This window comes from Pseudomonas sp. WS 5146, assembly GCF_012985495.1.
GTDB lineage: Bacteria > Pseudomonadota > Gammaproteobacteria > Pseudomonadales > Pseudomonadaceae > Aquipseudomonas > Aquipseudomonas edaphica.
On record NZ_JAAQWL010000012.1, the window covers coordinates 201,496 to 220,383 of the forward strand.

Annotated in this window: 22 protein-coding genes; 20 read left to right on the forward strand and 2 right to left on the reverse strand. The window is 62.9% G+C overall.

What is annotated here, in order from left to right; all coding sequences use genetic code 11:
- The first annotated feature begins 2 nt into the window (after positions 1 to 2).
- The 10 genes from sctJ to HBO41_RS25855 all read left to right on the forward strand — a co-directional run bounded on the left by sctJ (position 3) and on the right by HBO41_RS25855 (position 7,654).
- Positions 3 to 785, forward strand: a complete 783-nt coding sequence (sctJ, locus tag HBO41_RS25810) for a type III secretion system inner membrane ring lipoprotein SctJ (RefSeq protein WP_017137574.1) — start codon at positions 3 to 5, stop codon at positions 783 to 785.
- Positions 782 to 1,396, forward strand: a complete 615-nt coding sequence (locus HBO41_RS25815) for a type III secretion protein (RefSeq protein ID WP_169988225.1) — start codon at positions 782 to 784, stop codon at positions 1,394 to 1,396. The genes sctJ and HBO41_RS25815 overlap by 4 nt, the downstream gene beginning before the upstream one ends.
- Positions 1,393 to 1,977: a type III secretion system stator protein SctL gene (gene sctL, locus HBO41_RS25820; RefSeq protein ID WP_169988227.1), complete on the forward strand. Its 585-nt coding sequence runs from the start codon at positions 1,393 to 1,395 to the stop codon at positions 1,975 to 1,977. The genes HBO41_RS25815 and sctL overlap by 4 nt, the downstream gene beginning before the upstream one ends.
- The gene (locus tag HBO41_RS25825) at positions 1,974 to 3,296 is read left to right on the forward strand and encodes a FliI/YscN family ATPase (protein WP_099550515.1); all 1,323 of its coding nucleotides are present in this window, start codon (positions 1,974 to 1,976) and stop codon (positions 3,294 to 3,296) included. The genes sctL and HBO41_RS25825 overlap by 4 nt, the downstream gene beginning before the upstream one ends.
- A gap of 114 nt (positions 3,297 to 3,410) precedes the next feature.
- Positions 3,411 to 3,857, forward strand: a complete 447-nt coding sequence (locus HBO41_RS25830) for a hypothetical protein (protein WP_017137578.1) — start codon at positions 3,411 to 3,413, stop codon at positions 3,855 to 3,857.
- Entirely contained in the window at positions 3,854 to 4,855 is a 1,002-nt protein-coding gene (gene sctQ / locus HBO41_RS25835; RefSeq protein ID WP_099550514.1) for a type III secretion system cytoplasmic ring protein SctQ, read from the forward strand. The genes HBO41_RS25830 and sctQ overlap by 4 nt, the downstream gene beginning before the upstream one ends.
- On the forward strand, positions 4,852 to 5,505 hold the full coding sequence (gene sctR, locus HBO41_RS25840) for a type III secretion system export apparatus subunit SctR (protein WP_017137580.1): 654 nt from the start codon (positions 4,852 to 4,854) through the stop codon (positions 5,503 to 5,505). Before sctQ ends, sctR begins: the two co-directional genes overlap by 4 nt.
- Positions 5,506 to 5,515: 10 nt before the next feature.
- Positions 5,516 to 5,785 carry an EscS/YscS/HrcS family type III secretion system export apparatus protein gene (locus tag HBO41_RS25845; RefSeq protein WP_016969171.1) on the forward strand — a complete coding sequence of 90 codons (270 nt, stop codon included), beginning with the start codon at positions 5,516 to 5,518 and terminating at the stop codon, positions 5,783 to 5,785.
- A 6-nt stretch (positions 5,786 to 5,791) separates the two neighbouring features.
- A complete protein-coding gene (gene sctT / locus HBO41_RS25850; RefSeq protein WP_169988229.1) occupies positions 5,792 to 6,604 on the forward strand; it encodes a type III secretion system export apparatus subunit SctT in 813 nt (270 codons plus the stop codon).
- A 3-nt stretch (positions 6,605 to 6,607) separates the two neighbouring features.
- Complete coding sequence (locus HBO41_RS25855) at positions 6,608 to 7,654, forward strand: EscU/YscU/HrcU family type III secretion system export apparatus switch protein (RefSeq protein ID WP_099550512.1); 1,047 nt, start codon at positions 6,608 to 6,610, stop codon at positions 7,652 to 7,654.
- Between the two features lie 51 nt (positions 7,655 to 7,705).
- Here the strand turns inward: HBO41_RS25855 and HBO41_RS25860 are convergent, their stop codons facing one another.
- Positions 7,706 to 10,522, reverse strand: coding sequence for a winged helix-turn-helix domain-containing protein (locus HBO41_RS25860; RefSeq protein WP_169988232.1), 2,817 nt, complete (start codon positions 10,520 to 10,522; stop codon positions 7,706 to 7,708).
- Between the two features lie 577 nt (positions 10,523 to 11,099).
- Here HBO41_RS25860 and HBO41_RS25865 point away from each other — a divergent pair.
- The 8 genes from HBO41_RS25865 to HBO41_RS25900 all read left to right on the forward strand — a co-directional run bounded on the left by HBO41_RS25865 (position 11,100) and on the right by HBO41_RS25900 (position 17,389).
- On the forward strand, positions 11,100 to 11,372 hold the full coding sequence (locus tag HBO41_RS25865; protein ID WP_017137583.1) for a DUF2282 domain-containing protein: 273 nt from the start codon (positions 11,100 to 11,102) through the stop codon (positions 11,370 to 11,372).
- Positions 11,369 to 11,773 carry a DoxX family protein gene (locus tag HBO41_RS25870; protein WP_017137584.1) on the forward strand — a complete coding sequence of 135 codons (405 nt, stop codon included), beginning with the start codon at positions 11,369 to 11,371 and terminating at the stop codon, positions 11,771 to 11,773. Before HBO41_RS25865 ends, HBO41_RS25870 begins: the two co-directional genes overlap by 4 nt.
- Positions 11,774 to 11,794: 21 nt before the next feature.
- Positions 11,795 to 12,556, forward strand: a complete 762-nt coding sequence (locus tag HBO41_RS25875; RefSeq protein ID WP_169988234.1) for an alpha/beta fold hydrolase — start codon at positions 11,795 to 11,797, stop codon at positions 12,554 to 12,556.
- Between the two features lie 39 nt (positions 12,557 to 12,595).
- The gene (locus HBO41_RS25880; RefSeq protein ID WP_017137586.1) at positions 12,596 to 12,868 is read left to right on the forward strand and encodes a hypothetical protein; all 273 of its coding nucleotides are present in this window, start codon (positions 12,596 to 12,598) and stop codon (positions 12,866 to 12,868) included.
- Positions 12,869 to 12,981: 113 nt separating this feature from the next.
- A complete protein-coding gene (locus HBO41_RS25885; protein ID WP_169988249.1) occupies positions 12,982 to 13,806 on the forward strand; it encodes a DUF692 domain-containing protein in 825 nt (274 codons plus the stop codon).
- The gene (locus tag HBO41_RS25890; RefSeq protein ID WP_169988236.1) at positions 13,803 to 14,588 is read left to right on the forward strand and encodes a DNA-binding domain-containing protein; all 786 of its coding nucleotides are present in this window, start codon (positions 13,803 to 13,805) and stop codon (positions 14,586 to 14,588) included. Before HBO41_RS25885 ends, HBO41_RS25890 begins: the two co-directional genes overlap by 4 nt.
- Before the next feature lie 242 nt (positions 14,589 to 14,830).
- Positions 14,831 to 16,195 (forward strand): MFS transporter, encoded by a 1,365-nt coding sequence (locus HBO41_RS25895; protein WP_099550509.1) that lies wholly within the window; start codon positions 14,831 to 14,833, stop codon positions 16,193 to 16,195.
- 66 nt (positions 16,196 to 16,261) lie between these two features.
- Positions 16,262 to 17,389: an MFS transporter gene (locus tag HBO41_RS25900; RefSeq protein ID WP_017137590.1), complete on the forward strand. Its 1,128-nt coding sequence runs from the start codon at positions 16,262 to 16,264 to the stop codon at positions 17,387 to 17,389.
- On the opposite strand, the gene HBO41_RS25905 is transcribed toward HBO41_RS25900, so the two are convergent.
- On the reverse strand, positions 17,390 to 17,911 hold the full coding sequence (locus HBO41_RS25905) for a DUF3087 domain-containing protein (RefSeq protein ID WP_099550508.1): 522 nt from the start codon (positions 17,909 to 17,911) through the stop codon (positions 17,390 to 17,392).
- A 117-nt stretch (positions 17,912 to 18,028) separates the two neighbouring features.
- Here HBO41_RS25905 and HBO41_RS25910 point away from each other — a divergent pair, with 117 nt between their 5' ends.
- On the forward strand, positions 18,029 to 18,208 hold the full coding sequence (locus HBO41_RS25910; RefSeq protein WP_099550507.1) for a hypothetical protein: 180 nt from the start codon (positions 18,029 to 18,031) through the stop codon (positions 18,206 to 18,208).
- 15 nt (positions 18,209 to 18,223) lie between these two features.
- A complete protein-coding gene (locus HBO41_RS25915) occupies positions 18,224 to 18,424 on the forward strand; it encodes a DUF6021 family protein (protein ID WP_169988239.1) in 201 nt (66 codons plus the stop codon).
- Positions 18,425 to 18,888 lie beyond the last annotated feature (464 nt).

Consider the following 18,888-nt stretch of genomic DNA (forward strand, 5'->3'; position numbering starts at 1 on the left):
CCATGCCAAGCCCAAACCGCGCCCTGCGCCTGTTGCTGATCGGCCTGCTGGCCAGTCTGTTGCAGGCGTGCAACACCGACCTCTATACCAACCTCAGCGAGCGCGATGCCAACGCCATGGTCGCGGTGCTGCTGCGCGGTGGTATCCCGGCGGAGCGCAAGACCCAGGACAACGGCCAGCTCAAAGTGGTGGTCGACGAGGAGCGTTTCGCCGAAGCCATGACGCTGCTCGACAACGCCGGCCTGCCGCAACAGAGCTTTTCCAATATGGGCCAAGTGTTCAAGGGCAACGGCCTGGTGTCGTCGCCGGTGCAGGAGCGCGCGCAGATGATCTATGCGCTGAGCGAGGAGCTATCGCATTCGGTGTCGCAGATCGACGGCATCGTCGCCGCGCGCGTGCATGTGGTGCTGCCCGATAACGACCTGCTCAAACGCGTGATCTCACCCTCGTCGGCCTCGGTACTGGTGCGTTACGACCCGGGCACCGACATCAATACGCTGATCCCGCAGATCAAGACGCTGGTGGCCAACGGCATTTCCGGTCTGAGCTACGAAGGCGTTTCGGTCACGGCGATCAAGGCGGCTGTCGCCATCAGCCAGAACCCGGCACAACCACGGCTGGCGCGCTTTATGGGCTTGTGGATGCTGGAAGACAACGTGCCTCAGGCGCGTTTCATGTTCGGCACGTTGTTGCTGATTGCGCTTGGCGCCCTCGGTGTATTGGCACGCCAGCAGTGGGCGCGGCGCCAGTCCCAGGCGCTGTATGTGCTCAAGGAGGGTGAATGAGTTTATTCGAACGCTGGCAGGGGTTGATCGCCGAGCCTTTGCAGTTTGTGCGCGGGCCTAGCCTGGGCGCGTGTTTTGCCGCTGAGCTGCCAGATGACGTGTTGCAGGCCATGCAGGCCCAGCCACGTTTTCGCCCGCGCCTGCAGCAGTTGCTGGTCAAGCACTACCAGTTGGCGCCGATCGAGCAATTGGTCACGCCGTTGGCGGCCGACCTGCCGGTGTTGCTGCTGTCGCCTGCGCAATTTGCGCGCCTGCCGAGGTTATGCGGGGCTATCTGGCACGGCGCAACCTTGAGCCGTGAGATCCGCCGCGAGGTGGTCAATGAGCTGCGTGAAGGCCTCGGCGCCGAGGTCTTTGTGGCCGCCCTGGCTCTGCGCCAACTGGGGGGCGCGGCGGATCTGCTGCGTGAACCGGTCGAGTTGATCGAAGCCATCGACCGTGACGGCCTTGGCTGTGTCGCCGCCTGGCTGCAGGCCCAGCACGCTGACTGGCAAGGCTGGCTGCGCTTGCGTTTTGACTTTCCCCAGGGCTACAGCGCACGCGTGCCGCGTGACCTGGAAATCGTCCAGGCCGGCGCTGCTTGCCTGCTGGCCGAGGAGATTGCCCCATGAATGAACTACCGAGCCGTCCGGCTGCGCGTATTTTGCGGGCCGAAGAAGCCGCGTTGTGGACCGACGGTTTTGCCTTCCTGCAAGCGGCCAAAGACCAGGCCGAACAGATCAAGGCCGACAGCGACCAGTGGCTGCACGCCGCCCGCGCCGAGGGCTTTGAAAGCGCCCGGCAGGCCGGTGCCGAGCAGGTCGCGCAATTGCTGGTGCAGACCCAAGCCCAGGTGCAGCACTACCTGAGCAGCCTGGAGACTTCGCTGGCCGATTTGGCGTTGGGCATCGTGCGTGAAGTGCTGGGCGAATTGGATAACGCCGAGCGCGTCGTGCGCTGCACCCGCCAAGCCCTGAGCGCGTTTCGCCAGGACCAGGCACTGACCCTGTGGGTGCCACCCGCCGAGGTCGACGCATTGCGCCAACGCCTTAAGCTTGAAGGCTTGGCGCTTGCAGTGGACGCCGATGAACAGCTTGGCGCCGGCCAGGCACGCCTCAGCAGCCCGGCCGGCTCGGTGGAGCTGGGCCTGGACGCGCAATTGCAAACCCTGCGCCGCAGCTTGCTGCCCTTTGCCGAAGAAGGTGTGGCATGAACCTGGAGCAGTTGCTGCCACGCCTGACTGAGCGCCTGGCCCAGGCGCGCCCGCGACCAATGCACGGCACCGTGCTGAGCATTCGCGGCGTGCTGCTGCGCGCCAGCGTGGCCGGTGCGAGCATTGGTGAGCTGTGCCAATTGCGCGATCCCGGCAGCAGCCGCAGCTTGAGTGCCGAGGTCATTGGTTTTGATGGTGACGAGGCGATTCTGTCGCCCATCGGCTCGATGGAAGGGTTGTCGACCCGCACGCAGATCACCGCCACCGGCGAAACCCTCGGCGTGGCGGTCGGTGATGCGCAGTTGGGGCGTGTGATCAGCCCTATGGGCGATTTTCTCGACGGTGATGGCCTGCCACTGACTCTGGCCCTGAAAAGCTATCCGCTGCACACCGAGCCTCCGGCACCGTTTTCGCGGCAGCTGATCGTGCGCTCCATGGCCTTGGGCATCCGCTCCATCGACGGCTTGCTGACCTTGGCCCAGGGCCAACGCATGGGCATCTTTGGCGAGCCAGGCGTGGGCAAATCGTCGCTGCTTGCCAGCATCATCCGCAACAGCGAAGCCGATGTGATTGTGATCGGCCTGATCGGCGAGCGGGGCAGGGAAGTGCGCGAGTTGCTCGACGTGCAACTCGATGCCCAGGCGCGCGCACGCACGGTGGCGGTGGTCGCCACCTCGGATCGCCCGGCGGCCGAGCGTGTACGTGCCGCGTTCGTCGCCACCACCCTGGCCGAATACCACCGCGACCAAGGCCGCAATGTATTGCTGCTAATGGACAGCCTCACGCGTTTTGCCCGCGCCCAGCGCGAAATCGGCCTGGCCGTGGGCGAGCCACCGACCCGTCGCGGTTACCCGCCGTCGTTCTTCTCGGCGTTGCCACGCCTGCTCGAACGCGCCGGCCCCGGCCCTACCGGCAGCATTACCGCGCTGTACACCGTGCTCACTGAAGGCGATGCCGCCAGCGACCCGGTGGCCGAGGAAGCGCGTTCGATCCTCGACGGGCATATCGCCCTGAGCGCCGAGTTGGCCCAGCGCAATTACTTCCCGGCGGTGGACGTGCTGCGCAGTCGCAGCCGCTTGATGGAGCAGGTCGCCGGGGAGGAGCACAAGCGCCTGGCCATGCGAATCCGTGAGCTGATGGCGCGCTACGGCGAAATCGAAATGCTGATCCGTGTGGGCGAGTACTCCGCCGGCAGCGACCCGCTGGCGGACGAAGCCATTGCACGCCACGCCGCCATCGAAGCATTCCTGCGCCAGAACGCGGGCGAGCCCAGCAACCTGGAACAGACCCTGATGCACATGCGCCAGGTGTTGGCATGAGCCGCGCAATCGAGATACACGCAAAACCCTGTGGGAGCAGGCAAGCCAGCTCCCACAGTCGATCTTCGCTGATCCGGAAACGGTAGTCGCTGGCATTAGAAAGGAGAACGCCCAATGAAAACCGACCAACTGCGCACCCTGCAAACCTTGCGGGTACTGCGCGAACAACGTGCTGCCAGCCAACTGGCCGCCCAGCAGCAACGCTGCGAGCAGACCCATGGCGTGTTGACCGATGCCAAGGAGCAACTGCGCCTGCACCGTGAGGCAATTGCCGAGGAAGCCCGTCAGGTGTACGCCTCGCTCACCGAGGGCTTGTCGGTAGCCAGTTGGCAGGCGGCTCAGGACCGTTTGCGTGGGTTGTCGGATGACCAGCAGCAGTTGGAAAACGACGTGAGCCACGTGTCCACCACCCTGCAAAGCCAGGAGCGTGAGCGCGACCTGTTCCGCCAGGAACGCCTGAGCCGCCAGCGTCAGTCCGATGCCTGGCAGAGCCTGCTGGAAGGGCGTGAAAGCGATGAGCGCCGCGTCGGTGAACTGCGTGATGAAGGCACCGGCACATGATTGCAGCCCTTGCCGACCCGCTGTCGCCATGGTTGACGCACTACGACCCGGCCTTGCTGGCGCTGCATAACCAACTGCACCGGCGCCGCCGCGCCTGGCGGGGCCGCTGCGCCGGGCAAGACCTGCGCGTGAACTGGGCCGCTGAACCGCAGCCGCTTGATGCGGCACGCGAGGTGCTGCTGTTGCTTGGTCGCGCGCCAGTGCGTTTGCGGCTGTCGGCTGCGGCATTGGAGCAGGTGTTGGTGCCGCTGGCGTTGCAATTTGACGTGCAACTGCTGCCGGCGCTGCCGCGTGCATTGCTGCTGGAACTGGCGGTACTGGACCTGATCGAGCGTCTCGAACCGCTGCTGGGTCAGCCGCTGCAATTGCTCGAAGCGCCGCAAGACCAACAGCCTTATGCGCTGCACCTGGCGCTGGAATTGTCCTTCGCCAACCAGCCTGCCACGCACGCGCAACTGGACCTGAGCGAAGGCGCCGCCGTGTTGTTGGCGCCGTTGCTGGATCAACACGCCCAGCTTGAGCCGGACCCTTTGCCCGACCTGCGCCAGAGCCTGGCGCTGCTGGCCGGGCAGCAGCACTTGAGCCTCGGTGAGCTGCGCAGCCTGCGCCCCGGCGATGTGCTGATGCTCGAACCCGGCCCGGGTTTGCTGCTGGAGCTGGCGGGTCGCCTGCAGGCCCGCTGCCAATACCAGGGTGAAGTCTTGCGCTTGCAGGAAGCCTTGCAAGCACCTCTTTTGCACATGGAGAACACGATGACTGATGTTGATGCGGCTGCGGCCCTGGATGATCTGCCGCTCAAACTGGTGTGCCAGGTCGGCAGCCTGGAATTGACCCTGGCGCAACTGCGTGAACTGGGCGCCGGCAGCTTGTTGCAGTTCAATACACCCGGCGTGGACAGCGTCGATTTGATGGTCAACGGGCGCCGTGTCGGCCAGGGCCAATTGGTGAAAATCGGTGACGGCCTGGGTGTGCGCCTGCTGAGTTTCGCCACCCCATGACCGGTTATCAGCCCAACCTGATCGAGATCATCCTGGTCGTTGCGACGATCGGGCTGATCCCGTTGGCGGTGGTGACACTCACCGGTTTCATGAAGATCTCGGTGGTGCTGTTCCTGATCCGCAACGCCCTCGGTGTGCAGCAGACCCCGCCGAACCTGGTGCTGTACGGCATCGCGCTGATCCTCTCGGTGTATGTGACCACGCCGTTGATTGGTGACATGTACCGGCAAGTGGAGGGCCGCGACCTTAATATCGAGCATGTGGAGCAGCTCAAGGATCTGGGCGATGCGCTGCGCCCGCCCTTGCAGGCGCATTTGAAGCGCTTTGCGAACGAGTCCGAGCGCGGTTTTTTTGTGCAGGCCACCGAGACCATCTGGTCGCCGGAGGCGCGGGCCGACTTGCGCGACGATGACCTGGTGGTGTTGATTCCGGCGTTCGTCAGTTCGGAACTGACGCGGGCCTTCGAGATCGGCTTTTTGCTCTATATCCCATTCCTGGTGGTGGACTTGCTGGTGTCCAACGTGCTGATGGCGATGGGCATGTCGATGGTTTCGCCGAACCTGATTTCGATCCCGCTGAAGATCTTTTTATTCGTGTCCTTGAGCGGCTGGTCGCGCTTGATGCACGGTTTGATTCTGAGTTACGGCTGAGGCACGACCCATGGGCCAGGATGTGTTCCTGTCATTGATGAAACAGGCACTGATGACGGTGCTGATGCTCTCGGCGCCGGCGCTGGGCGTGGCGATTATCGTGGGTTTGAGCGTAGGGCTGTTCCAGGCGCTGACGCAGATCCAGGACCAGACCCTGCCGCAGGTGGTAAAGCTGGTGGCGGTATTGCTGACCATCGTGTTTCTCGGCCCGGTATTGGCCGGGCAAGTCGCGGAACTGGGTGGCCAGGTGCTGGACAACTTCCCGATGTGGACGCGCTGACCGCCCATGGATGCCAGCCTGACCGCGCAGTTCCTGGAAGTCGCCTATCCGGTGATCAGTTCTGCCTCGCTCGCCGCCTGTCGAGCCATGGGCGTGGTGGTGATCACCCCGGCGTTCAACCGCCTGGGCCTCACCGGCATGATTCGCGGCTGTGTGGCCGTGGCGATTTCCATCCCGATGTTCTTTCCGGTGTTCGATGCGCTGACCCACATGCCCGAACACGGCAGCGTGTTTATCGCCGGCTTGCTGATCAAGGAGTTCTTGATCGGCATCCTTATCGGCCTGCTATTCGGCATTCCGTTCTGGGCGGCGGAAGTGGCGGGGGAGTTGATCGACCTGCAACGCGGCTCGACCATGGCGCAGCTGGTGGACCCGCTGTCCACCGGCGAGTCGAGCGTGATGTCGACCTTGCTCACGGTGATGCTGATCACGCTGTTCTTTATGTCCGGCGGTTTTATCCTGATGGTCGACGGCTATTACCACAGTTACCAGTTATGGCCGGTGACCGCATTTACGCCGGTATTTGCCAGCTCCGCGTTGCTGGCGGTGCTGTCGATCCTCGACCAGATCATGCGGGTTGGCGTGCTGATGGTCTCGCCGTTGCTGATCGCGTTGCTGGTCACCGACTTGATGCTTGCGTACCTGTCGCGGATGGCGCCGAACCTGCATATTTTCGACTTGTCGTTGCCGGTGAAAAACCTGTTTTTCTCGATTCTGATGGTGATCTACATCGGCTTTTTGATCCCGCTGATGCTCGACCAACTGGCCGAGTTTCGTGGCACCGTCGAGCTGCTTAAAACCCTGGCGGGCATGGAGTAGCCCATGGCCGATACCAGCGAAGAGAAATCCCAGCCGGCAACGGACAAAAAACTCAGCGACGCGCGCAAGAAAGGCCAGGTCGCCAAGAGCCAGGACCTGGTGTCGGGCATGGTCATTTTGTTCTGCACCCTGTGCATCTCGATTCTGGCGCCACGGGCCATGGCCCAGGTGACGGCGCTGATCGACCTGACCGCGCAGATCTATATCGAGCCGTTCGCCACCGTGTGGCCGCGGGTGCTAGACCATGCCGAGCAGTTGATCATCGGTATTACCCTGCCAGTGATGGCGGTGACCACCGGGGTGGTGATCCTGACCAATATCATCACCATGCGCGGCTTTGTGTTCTCGGTGGACCCGATCAAGCCGGAGTTCAAGCGCATCAACCCGGCAGAGGGCATGAAGAAGATCTTCGCCCTGCGTAACCTGGTGGAGTTCATCAAGGGGTTGGTCAAGGTGCACGTGTTGGCGATTGCGTTCTATGTGGTCGGCAAGCACGCGCTGCAGGCGCTGATGGAGTCTTCGCGCTGTGGCGCCGAATGCATGGAGTCGACGTTTTTCCTGGTGCTCAAGCCGCTGGTGTTTACCGTGCTGTGCGCCTTTATCACCGTGGGCGCCGTTGACGTGTTAATGCAGCGTTGGCTGTTCGGCCGCGACATGAAAATGACCCGCAGCGAAACCAAACGTGAACGCAAGGACATCGACGGCGACCCGCTGATCAAGAGCGAGCGCCGGCGCCAGCGCAATGAAATGCAGGCACTTGCGACCAAGCTGGGGTTGGGCCGTGCGTCGATGATGATCGGGACTACCGATGGCTGGGTGATCGGCGTGCGCTATGTGCGCGGCGAAACGCCGGTGCCAGTGATTGTCTGCCGCGCCGCGCCGGAGGAGGCGTTGCTGATGTTGCAGGAGGCTTACGATTTAGGCATCCCGCATGCGCCGGACCGGGCCTTGGCGGCGGAGATTGCGCGCAGAACCGTACCCGGTGACCCGGTGCCCGACGCCTCATTCCAGGCCGTGGCGGATTGGCTGGTCGCCGCCCGCCTGATCTGACCCAACACACCACTCAGCCGTTACCCAAATGACGGATATATACCCACCCCATCACCGATGCTGAAACCGCGGCAACGCAGCAATCCGCAACTTAGGTTCCTGCAACCGCGCCAAGTCAGCAGCAATCTGCGCCCGCCAAAAATGCGCCCCCGCCAACTGCGCATCCACCCACGCCTGGCGCAGCAGCACCTTGGCCTTGTCAACCGAACCATAGTGACCTTGGCGCAAGATCAGTTGCGCCTTGATCCGCAACATCTGCGGCACAAACCAGCGCTCATGATGGCCAATCGCCAATTGCAGCGTATCTTCCAACACCTCCAAAGCCAGTTTTTCCAGGCCCAGGCGCGCCAGGCCCAAGGCGTATTCACAGCGCAGCAGGCTGTAGAGCTGGCTGTCGCCCTGGCTTTGCAGGTGTTGCAAGGCTTCACCCAGTTGCGGCACGCCCGTTTCCGGTGAGCCCTCGCGGATCAGCAGGATGTTCTCGAAGCACAGGCGAAATTGCCGCCAGATCGGCAAGTCCTGGAGCGTAGTGCTGCTTTGCAGCAGGCCCAGGTAATAGCGCACCTGCGGCAGGTTGGACGCCAATAGCGCCAGCGGCAGTGCGCCCAGGCACAGGGTGTACCAGAGGGTGGCGGGGTGGTCGAGGCTGATGGCATCGTCGACGCAGCTGGCGATCAGGCGCAGCGCCGGGTCGACGTCGCCTTCGAGCAATTGCACCTTGGCCTTGAGACAACGGGCGGCAATGCGTTGGTCAAAATGCACGTCGATGATGTGCGAGCGCGGTGCCGACGGCGAGCCAAGCGCTTCATCGATGTTTTGCCGCGCGCCCAGCAGGTCGCCCATATGAAACAGCGCCACGGCGCGCATGCGTTTGCCGAGCAATTGCTGATTACCGCCGCTGTTGAGGGCGATATAACGCTCGGCCAGTTCCAGGGCTTCAGTGTATTGGTTGCAGCCGCAGCGGTCGGTCCACAGGCCCCACAAGGCGCGCATTTTGTGTTCGGCATCGCCCAGGTCGCGGGCATCTTCGCGGACTTGGCGCCAGGCTTCGCGCATTTCCGCGCCGGTGCCGTAGGTCAGCATCAGCACGCTGGCCAGAGCGGTTTGCAGCAGCATGCGCTGACGCACGGCCAAGGGTGCAACGGCGTCGCTGGCCAGGCCCTTGTCGACCCAGGTTCGGCATTCACTGACCCGCGACAGGCGCAACCATAACGGCACGCCGCCCAGGGTCAGTTCGATGGCCAGGGGCAGCTCGCCGCTGGCGGAATAGGCCCAGTCCAGAGCCGAGCGAATGGTGCTGCTTTCGGGGCCGTAGAGGGCGATCCAGGTGTCTGGCGACAGGCCGTCCAGGGTTTGCCCGGCTTCTTGCAATACGCCGAGGGCATAGTGGGCGTGGCGCCGGCTGGTGGCATTGACTTCGCCGTGTTCTTCGAGCTTTTCCAGGGCATAGGCGCGGGTGGTTTCCAGCAGGCGATAGCGCTTGAGCAACTGCGCCTCACCGGCGATCAACAGCGATTTGTCCATCAGGCTTTCGAGCAACGGCAGGGCGTTGCGTGGGTCCAGGCTGCTGCTGGCGGTCATGGCCTTGACCGCATCCAGGGTGAAGGAGCCAGTGAACACCGCCAGTTGACGCAACATGGCCTGCTCGTCACCACTGAGCATCGAGTAGGTCCAGTCCAGCGTGGCACTGAGGGTGCGATGGCGGGCGAGGGCGGTGCGTCGGCCGGTCATTTGCAGGCGGAAACTGCCGTCAAGCAGGCCGACCAGGTCCTGGACGCCAAAGGTCCGTACCCGGGCCGCGGCGATTTCGATGGCGAGCGCGTTGCTGTCGAGTTTGCGGCAGATGGCGCAGACGGCTGCCACGTCGGTGTCGTTGAACACAAAGTCGGGGTCGAGGGCGCGCACGCGCTCGACAAACAGGCGCACGCCGGACCAGGCCATTGCCTCACTGGCGTTGAGGCGGGTGCCTTCGTCGGGCACTTCCAGTGGCGCCAAGTCATGCACCCGCTCACCGTCGGCGCGCAGTGGTTCGCGGCTGGTGGTCAGTACATAACATTGTGGGGCGCAGCGCAGCAGGGTCTCCACCGCGTCGGCGGCGGCCGGCAGTACGTGTTCGCAGTTGTCCAGTACCAGCAGCAGACGGCGTTCGGCCAAGGCGGCGGCGATGGTCGGCAGCGGTTCAGTGCTGACGGTCTGGATCCCCAGGGCGCTGGCGAGCATACCGGCCACCCATTGCCCGCTGGTGGCGGGCGCCAGGTCGACGAAGCAGGTGTCGAGCTTGGATTCATGCGCCAGCCGCTGCGCCACGGCGGTGGCCACGGTCGTCTTGCCGATGCCGCCGGGGCCGGTGAGGGTGACGAAGCGCTGGCTGAGCAACTGCTCGGCAAGGCTTGAAATCAAGCTGTCACGGCCGATGACCTCGCAGGACGGCACTGGCGGCGCGGGCTCCTCGGTGCGTGCGCAGAGCACCGGCAGGCTTTCTTCGCCGGCGGTTTGCACGGTCACCGGCGCCACAAAGCGATAACCACGCCCCGGCACGGTGACGATATAGCTGAAGTTGCCATCGTCGCCCAGTGCCCGGCGCAATGCGACGATCTGTGCACGCAGGTTGCATTCCTCCACCACCACCTTGGGCCAGGCGAAGGCGATCAGCTCGGTCTTCTCCAGCAATTCACCGGCGCGGGTCGCCAGGGCGATCAACAGGTAGAGGGCGCGACTCCCCAGGCTGACCGGCTCGCCGTTACGCAGCAGCACGTGCTGCCTGGCCAGTAACAGGAAGGGGCCAAAGCCCAGGACATTCTCGGCGGCTGCCGGGGTCGGGTGATCGGCGTCCATCAAGGACACCGCGTGGTTCTTGCTCGAGCTCATCAAATCGTCCTTTTTATAGTCGGGCTTGTTATTGGCGATCAGGCCATTCGCCCTTTTTGGGGTACAGATGTGCAGCAGCAGTCTTGGAAAGTTGATGTCGATCAAAACGTCGGAAAGGCCGCCCTCCTTTGGGGCGTAGTCGTTGTTATGGGCGTATCACAGCGCATGTCCCGGAGGATGAGACTGTCGCAAAGCTGAAACATTTTATTACCAGAAACCCTGATAAAGCAGAATGTATGCCAGTTGGCATGTACCAAAGATGACAACAACCATATGAAATTTATGGTGATTTTTAGGGTCGTTGGCGACCGGCGAATGCCTTCGTTCGGAAACACGAATATTTCTAATTGTGTCGTTCGGGATGCCGACTAAAACGCTGGCGATTTGGCGGTGGTTTATTGGCTTTGTATTACAAAGTATCCCCGCACCACCTTGATACATCGGCATGACGTTCTGGCGTGTCTGCGACACAGAGCGGATACACGCCTGGCTTTAACTCTGTTCACCAGCTGGCGCAGGCGGTCACCCACCGCCACACGCGCCCTGGCCACACTCAGTCAAGCCAGGAGATACACCGATGAAGCGACCCTACGCGGCCCTTGCGGCCACTTTCGCCCTGTCCCTCAGCGCCTTTGCGGCGATGGCCCATGCCGACGACGCCAAGCCCCAGGAAAAATGCTTCGGCGTCGCCCTCGCCGGTGCCAACGACTGCGCTGCCGGTAAAGGCACCTCGTGCGCCGGTACCGCCACCGCCGATTACCAGGGCAACGCCTGGGTATTGGTCGACAAGGGCACCTGCACCCAGATCAAGACGCCCAAAGGCTTCGGCAGCCTGACGGAACAGCCGTGATCCAGCGCCTGTTGCCCCAAGCGCTGCTGTTGCTGGTGGCCCGGCTGGGCATCGCAGCGGTGTTCTTCCTGTCGGGACGCACCAAGGTCAGCGGATTTATGAGCCTCAAACCGTCGACCTACACCTTGTTCCGTTCGGAATACGCCTTGCCGCTGATCCCGTCGGACTGGGCCGCGCACCTGGCGACCTACGCCGAACACCTGTTTCCGCTGTTGCTGCTAGTGGGCCTGCTGACGCGCCCGGCGGCCGCCGCGCTGCTGGGCATGACCCTGGTGATCGAGGTGTTCGTATACCCCGAGGCCTGGCCGACGCACCTGACCTGGGCGGGCCTGTTGCTGCCGCTGCTGGCCTATGGCGGCGGGGCGTGGTCGCTGGATCGCCGGCTGTTCGGCAAACCTTAACAACCCTGATGGAGATACCCGATGCGCATGCTTTCTTCTTTGGCCATGGCCATGGCCCTGACTGTCCCCGTGCTGGCCCAGGCGGCCGATACACCGCAGCCCGGCACCGGCAAAAGTGTGGTGATCTTGCCCGGCTCGTTTGTCGACGGTTCTGGCTGGCGCGTGGTGCACGACATCCTGATTCACAAGGGCTACAAGGTCACCGTGGTGCACCAGGGCCACGAAAACCTCGCGGCGGATGTGGCCGAGGCGCGTGAAGTGCTGGAGCAACAAGTCGGCCCCGTGGTGTTGGTGGGCCACAGTTCCGGTGGCGCGGTGATCTCGATTGCCGGCGACCGCGACAAGGTCAAGTCGATGGTCTACGTCTCGGCGCTGCAGCCGGAAGTGGGCGAGAACATGGCCCAGTTGATCGGCTCGATGCCGGCGCCCAGCGATGACATCAAGCAGAGTCGCGACGGCCACCTGTTCTTTGATCGCAGCAAATACAACGCCGATTTTGCCGCCGACCTGACCCCCAACCGCACCGACTTCATGGCCGCCTCCCAAGTGCCGGCTACCACCGCCTTGTTCGGCGGCACCGTGTGGGCGGCGGCGTGGCACAAAAAGCCGACGTATGCCGTGGTGTCCACCGAAGACCGTGCGCTCAGCCCCGCGCTGCAACGCTGGATGTACCAGCGCGCGGGTTCCAAGGTCACCGAAATCAAGGCTAGCCACTTGGTGTACATCTCCCAGCCTGAGGCTGTGGCGAAGGTCATCGAAGACGCGGCTTCCGTTATCAAATAATCCCTCTCACCCCACACAAGACCTCAAAAGGAAATAACCATGAACACTGCACTTAAATCCCGTCTGAGCCTCGCCGCCGCCGCCGCCCTGATTGCCATGGCGTCGGCGTCATTCGCCAGTGCCGCCAGCGCCGCCGACCAGCAGGAAAAGCCCGGCCGATGCTACGGCGTCAACAGTTGCAAGGGCGAAAGCCTGTGCGCCACCGCCAAGCACGACTGCAAGGGCCTCAACAGTTGCAAGGGCGAGGGCGTGATCGTCAAGACGCCGTCTGAATGCCTCAAGGCCGGTGGCACGTTGACTGAGCCGAAATAACGCCTTCCTGTGGCGAGCAAGCTTGCTTGTGCAGCGCCTCCAGAAACGGGCGACTGCTGCGCAGCCGAGCGGGAGCAAGCTCCCTCGCCACAGTTTTTGCTGGAGTACCGATGATGCCGACATTTAACCCGCGCTTTTCCGGCTATGGCCTGGGGCTGCGCAAGGAGCATTACTGCGACTTCCTGGAAACCTTGGTGCCCGTGGATTTTGTCGAAGTGATTTCTGAGAATTTTATGGTCGCAGGTGGGCAACCACGGCACATCCTGCGCCAGATTCGCGAGCGTTACCCGGTGGCGCTGCACGGGGTGTCGATGTCGATCGGCACGGCCGAAGGGCTGGACCCGGAGTACCTGCGGCGTCTCAAAGCGCTGGTGGATGAGGTGGAGCCGCTGTTTGTCTCCGACCACCTGAGTTGGTCGCGCAGCGGGGGGTTCAATGCCCACGATTTGTTGCCGGTGCCCTATACGGACGAGGCTCTGGACCGCGTTTGCGCCAATATCCACCAGGCCCAGGAGGTGTTGGGCCGCACGCTGCTGGTGGAAAACCCGTCCAGCTACCTGGCGTTTGACGGTGCCAGCATGAGCGAATGCGCATTTATCGCCGCCATGGCCGAGCGCACGGGGTGCGAGTTGTTACTGGACATCAATAATGTGTTTGTCAGTGCCAGCAATCATGGCTTTGATGCCCTGGCCTTTCTCGAAGGCATTCCTGCTGAGCGCGTGCGCCAGATTCACTTGGCCGGCCATAGCCAGGGCCGTGAGCTGTTGATCGACAGCCACGACAGCCCGGTGTGCAGCGGGGTTTGGGCGTTGTATGCCAAGGCTGTCGGGTTGCTCGGGCCGGTGGCCACGATGATTGAGCGCGATGATGCCATCCCGCCGCTGGCCGAATTGCTTGAGGAGCTGTCAATGGCGCGGGCTTTGGGGCTGGCCCAATGAACCTGGTGCAGTGGCAGCAGGCATTTCGCACGTGGCTGGTGAGTGCGTCGGATGATTCGGCCCGACTGCTGGGCGACCGGCACGCAGGCCTGGCGGTGTACCAGAACAACTATCGCGCGCAGCTGGTGGGTTGCCTGGAACAGGCGTTTCCGATTGTGCGACGTTGGCTGGGCGAGGAGGCGTTTCTGGCGGCCAGCATTACCCATATCGACCAGCAACCCCCGCATGCCTGGACCCTGGATGCGTATCCCGAAGGGTTTTACGCGACCTTGAAGACCGTATTGCCGAATAACCCGGATGTGCATGAACTGGCCTGGATCGAGTCGGCGCTGAATGAGGCGTTTGTCGCCGCCGATGCGACGCCCTTGCCGTTGCAAGCCCTGGCCGAGCTGGATTGGGACAGCGCCGTTTTGCGCCTGACGCCGTCGTTGCGCTGCCATGGGCTGACTACCAATGCTGAGGCTATCTGGTCGGCACTGTGGCAAGACGCGCTTGCGCCGCAGGCAATGATGCTGGAACAGGCAGGTGGATTGTTAGTGTGGCGGCGTCAGTACACCTCACGTTTACGTCAGGTCAGTGCGTTGGAGCTTGAGGCCGTGTTGCACCTGCAGGCCGACGGCAGCTTTGCCGGGCTGTGCGAGTTTCTGGTGGCGCGCCTGGGTGAAGAGGCGGGAGTGGCCCAGGCCGGTGAATACCTGGCCGGGTGGTTAGGCAGTGAGTTGATCGTTGACCCTGTGGCGAGCGGGCTTGCCCCGCGTTGGAGTGCGAAGCACTCCCAGTGAAGCCACCTCGGGTATTCCTGACGGACCTGGTCAGCCAGGTTTTGGGGCCGCTTCGCAGCCCAACGCGGGGCAAGCCCGCTCGCCATAACAAGCCAGTTCTCCACTACAGCCCCGTTCGCAGCGAAGGTCTGGATAGTCTTAGCCATCCAAACATGAAAATTCGGACAGCCAGGTAATCGGCCACTGAAAAAAATTCGCGCAACCCTTAATCTAAGGGCCTTTGTCACCTGTGCGGATTGTTCATGTCTTCTGTTGCCGATGGGCTGCCTTCCAATAAACGCTTGCCGGCGGTGATCGCCTTGTCTTTGGGCATTGGCATGGCAACCCTGGACACCGCCATTGTCAATACGGCGCTGCCGACGCTGGCACAAGGTATCGGCACTGATTCGGCCTCGGTGATCTGGGTGGTGAACGCCTACCAGTTGGCGATTATCGCCACGGTGCTGCCGTTCGCGTCGCTCAGTGATGTGCTCGGCCACCGGCGCGTGTACCTCGGCGGCTTGCTGCTGTTTATTGTCTCGTCGCTGTTTTGCGGGTTGGCCGGTTCTTTGCTCACCCTGACTGCCGCGCGGGTGGCCCAAGGGCTCGGGGCGGCGGCGGTGATGAGTGTCAACACGGCGTTGTTGCGGCATATCTACCCGTCAAAAATGCTCGGGCGCGGCCTGGGCTATAACTCGCTGGTGGTGGGGTTGGCCTTCACGCTGGGGCCGACCGCCGCGTCGGCGATTCTGTCGGTGGCGAGCTGGCATTGGCTGTACCTGATCAACGTGCCGCTGGGGCTGCTGGCCCTGGGGCTGGGCCTGCGGTCATTGCCGACACTGCCGTTGACCGGTCACGCGTTCGATCGGTTTTCGGCGCTGTTGTGTGCTGGTCTGTTCGCGCTGTTGGTGCTGGGGCTGGGCACGGCGGTGCATGGCGCCCAAGGCACACTGACCCTCGGTTTGATTGCGCTGGCGATGGTGTGCGGCGCATTGCTGTTGCGCCGTGAAGCCGGTCACCCGGCGCCGATGCTGGCCGTGGACTTGTTCAAGCGCCCGGTGTTTGCGCTGTCTTCTCTCACGGCCATCTGTGCGTTCAGCGCCCAGGGCCTGGCCTTTGTTTCGCTGCCGTTTCTGTTGCAGGCGGTGCTGGGGCACAGCCAGGTGGCAACCGGTTTTTTGATGACGCCGTGGCCTGCCGTGGTGGCGGTGATGGCCCTGGTGGCGGGGCGGCTGGCGGATCGTGTGTCGCTGGGCCTGTTGTGCGGCATCGGTTTGCTGATGCTCAGCGCGGGCATGGCGGCGTTGGCGACCTTGGGCAGCGGCGCCAGCGCCTTCGATATTGGCTGGCGCATGGCCTTGTGCGGCGCCGGTTTCGGTTTTTTCCAGTCACCCAACCTCAAGGCGATCATGACCAGCGCGCCGTTGGCCCGCAGCGGTGGGGCCAGTGGCATCGTCGCGATTTCACGTTTGCTGGGGCAAACGCTGGGGGCGTCGTTGGTGGCGTTCTGCTTTCACCTCTCCCTGGGCAGCGGCCCGCAATACGCGCTGTGGCTGGGCTGTGGGTTTGCGCTGGTGGGCAGTGTGGCCAGTGGGCTGCGCTTGTTGCCGTATAAACACAAGGTTTAGCCCTTGTAAAACACGCGGCGGCAACGCTAACGTGGCGGCCTGAATATTTCGGGATGTTTCAGATTTATGTCCAGCCTGGCTCTACGCACTGCTGATACCACCTCCCGACGTGCCGCACTGACCCTCGCGTTATGCCTGCCCAGTGATGTGTTGCTCTACTTGCTGCTGCCCATGGAATCCCAGGCCTTTGGCATCACCCTGGCCCAGGCCGGGGTGTTGCTCGCAGCCAACCGCCTGGTGCGGATTTTCGGCTACCGCCATGTGTTGAATTTCTACGCCCGTAATGGCGACCGGCTGACCTGCATGATCGCCGCGGGTGCCGCCACGGTGTGCGCCTTGGGCAACTCGATGCTGTCAGGTTTTGCCGCTTTGTTGGGGCTGCGGCTGATCTGGGGCCTGTGTTTTGCCGCGCTGAACCTGTCGACCCAAGTGTTGGCCACCTCTGAGCCTGCGGGCGCGGCGCGCAGGGCAGGGCGCTCCAGGGCGGTGATCGCCCTCGGGCCGATGCTGGCGCTGCCGCTGGGGGGCTGGCTGACCCTGTGGGCCGGGCCGCGACCTATCTTCATGATTCTGGCCGGCTGCTGCCTGGCGGGCGTGTGGGTGGCACGTGGTTTGCCGACCGCCGGGCACGATTTGCACAGCACCGGGCGCCGCTTCAAGTGGCCGGACAGCGTGGCGGTGTGGTCGTTTATCGAAGGCGTGGCGTTGGACGGGCTGTTTATCTTTGGCCTGTCGATCCAGGCGCAGAAGATTCTTGGCGGCGATGCGGTACTGATCGCCGGCGGCCTGATGGCACTGCGCTATGCCTCGGAGATGCTCCTGAGCCCGCTGGGTGGGCGTGCGGCGCAGCGTTTTGGTGCCACCTCGATGCTGCTGTTGTTTTCGTTCTTGAGTGCCTTGGCGCTGACGGCATTTGGCAGTTATTGGGTGATCGTCGGCGCGGCCGCGGTGCTGGTGCTGCGCGCCTTGCAATTGCCGTTGGTGACCACTTTGGTGGCTGAGCGCAACCCTGGTTCGATGCGCGTTTCGGCCCTGGCCTCCAACGCGGTGTGGCGCGATGTCGGCGCTGGCCTTGGGCCGCTGATGGCGGGGTTGCTGCTACCGGTGGCGTCGGCGCCGTGGGTGTTCGGTCTGGCAGGCGCGGCGATTGCCGTCAGCGCCGTGTTCTGCTGGCGCGCGAAGGTTTCCAACTGATTATGGTTTTTTGAAACCTTCCAGCCAGGCGGGGTCGAAGCGGGTTTGTTCGGTGTCGATGCCCAGGGCCTGCATTTTCGCCCTATGCGCTTCCATCTCGCCGACCAGTTGCGCCTGGGCGCTGGAGTTGGCGTCCAGGTCATGCATCTGCGTCAGGCCCAAGTGGTAAAAACGCAGCACTTTGAGGGCAGTGGGGTCGTTGGCCTGTGCGCGGTCCTTGAGGGTGTGCATCACATTGGTCACGCGCATCAGGTTGCGCTTGAGCTGCCAGCCGTACACTGCAGGCGCCAGCCATGGTTGGGTCCAAAATGGGCCGCGCACCAGGGCGACGGTGATCAGCACCCCGGCGAATACGCCGCCGATGTTGAAACGCAAATTATCGCCGCCGGGTTCGCCGAACAGCATCACCGCCAGGGTTGATAGCAGCATGGCCAGGGCCATGAACAGCACGGCGATGATCAGCGTGCTGCGGCGGGTTTGTTGGCGGAAGGTTGCGGGGTCGCAGGGTTTGAGCTCGAACATCCGGGTCAGGTCTCAAGAAAGGCGGGGTGGCATCTTCGCATGCTTTGGGCAAACAAGTTGAACGATGGCTTGGGGTGGTTTCTCTAAATCTGTATAGCCCTTTTGAGGTAAGCCATTATGTCTGAGTACAAGCAACCGCCGCCGGGTACACCTGACCCTGACCGTACGCCGGGAGAGGAGGAGCGTGACAACGATGCGTTGCGGCCCAATGACCCGGCCGAGCGTCAGGACGAAGATGATGTGGAGCGGGTTGAGGAAGACCTGGAAAACCTGCATGACAGGGCGCGCCCGCTATAGGTTCAGGAGGTGACTGTGAGTAATCATCCGAAAGGCCCGGGTTCGGGCGAGCATGCCAGCGGCGAGAATGAGTTGGGGTTTGATCCTGATTCGCCTGATGTGTCGGACCCGCAGGTTGATCCTGTTGGGCCGGCGATTGCGCCGTTGGATAAGGACAAGGAGCAGCGGAAAAAGGTGGATTATGATCCGTTGGGGGATCTTAAGAAGCCTAGGTGATGTCGGCGCTTTTGGTGTACATATCCGTTGCTGCGGTAACGGCGGCTTATGGTTCCGCTCTTACAGCGGGTCACTTTTGGCAAACGCCCGGAATGCCGGCCCAGCCAAAAGTAACCAAAAGGTCTTCGCCCCACCACTCGGCACCTCGCTAATGCTCGGTGTGCCCGCACTCCGGCTTGAATCCGTGGGCCGCCGCGATGGGCCATCCTTGGCCCAGCGCGGCTAACCCGGCGTCCTGCCGGGTTACCCACGGATTCAAGCCTGCGTTCGGCCATCGTGGTTGACGGGGCGCCTCAGATCAAAAGCAAGATCAAAAGCAGAGCACGGCGGCCTGAAAGCCGACCTGAGTGGTTGAATCAAAAGCGAAAAGCGAAAAGCGGATTTGCATACACCTGGGATCTGCTTTTCTGTGGGAGCTGGCTTGCCTGCGATGCAGACACCTCGGTACATCAGGCACACCGAGT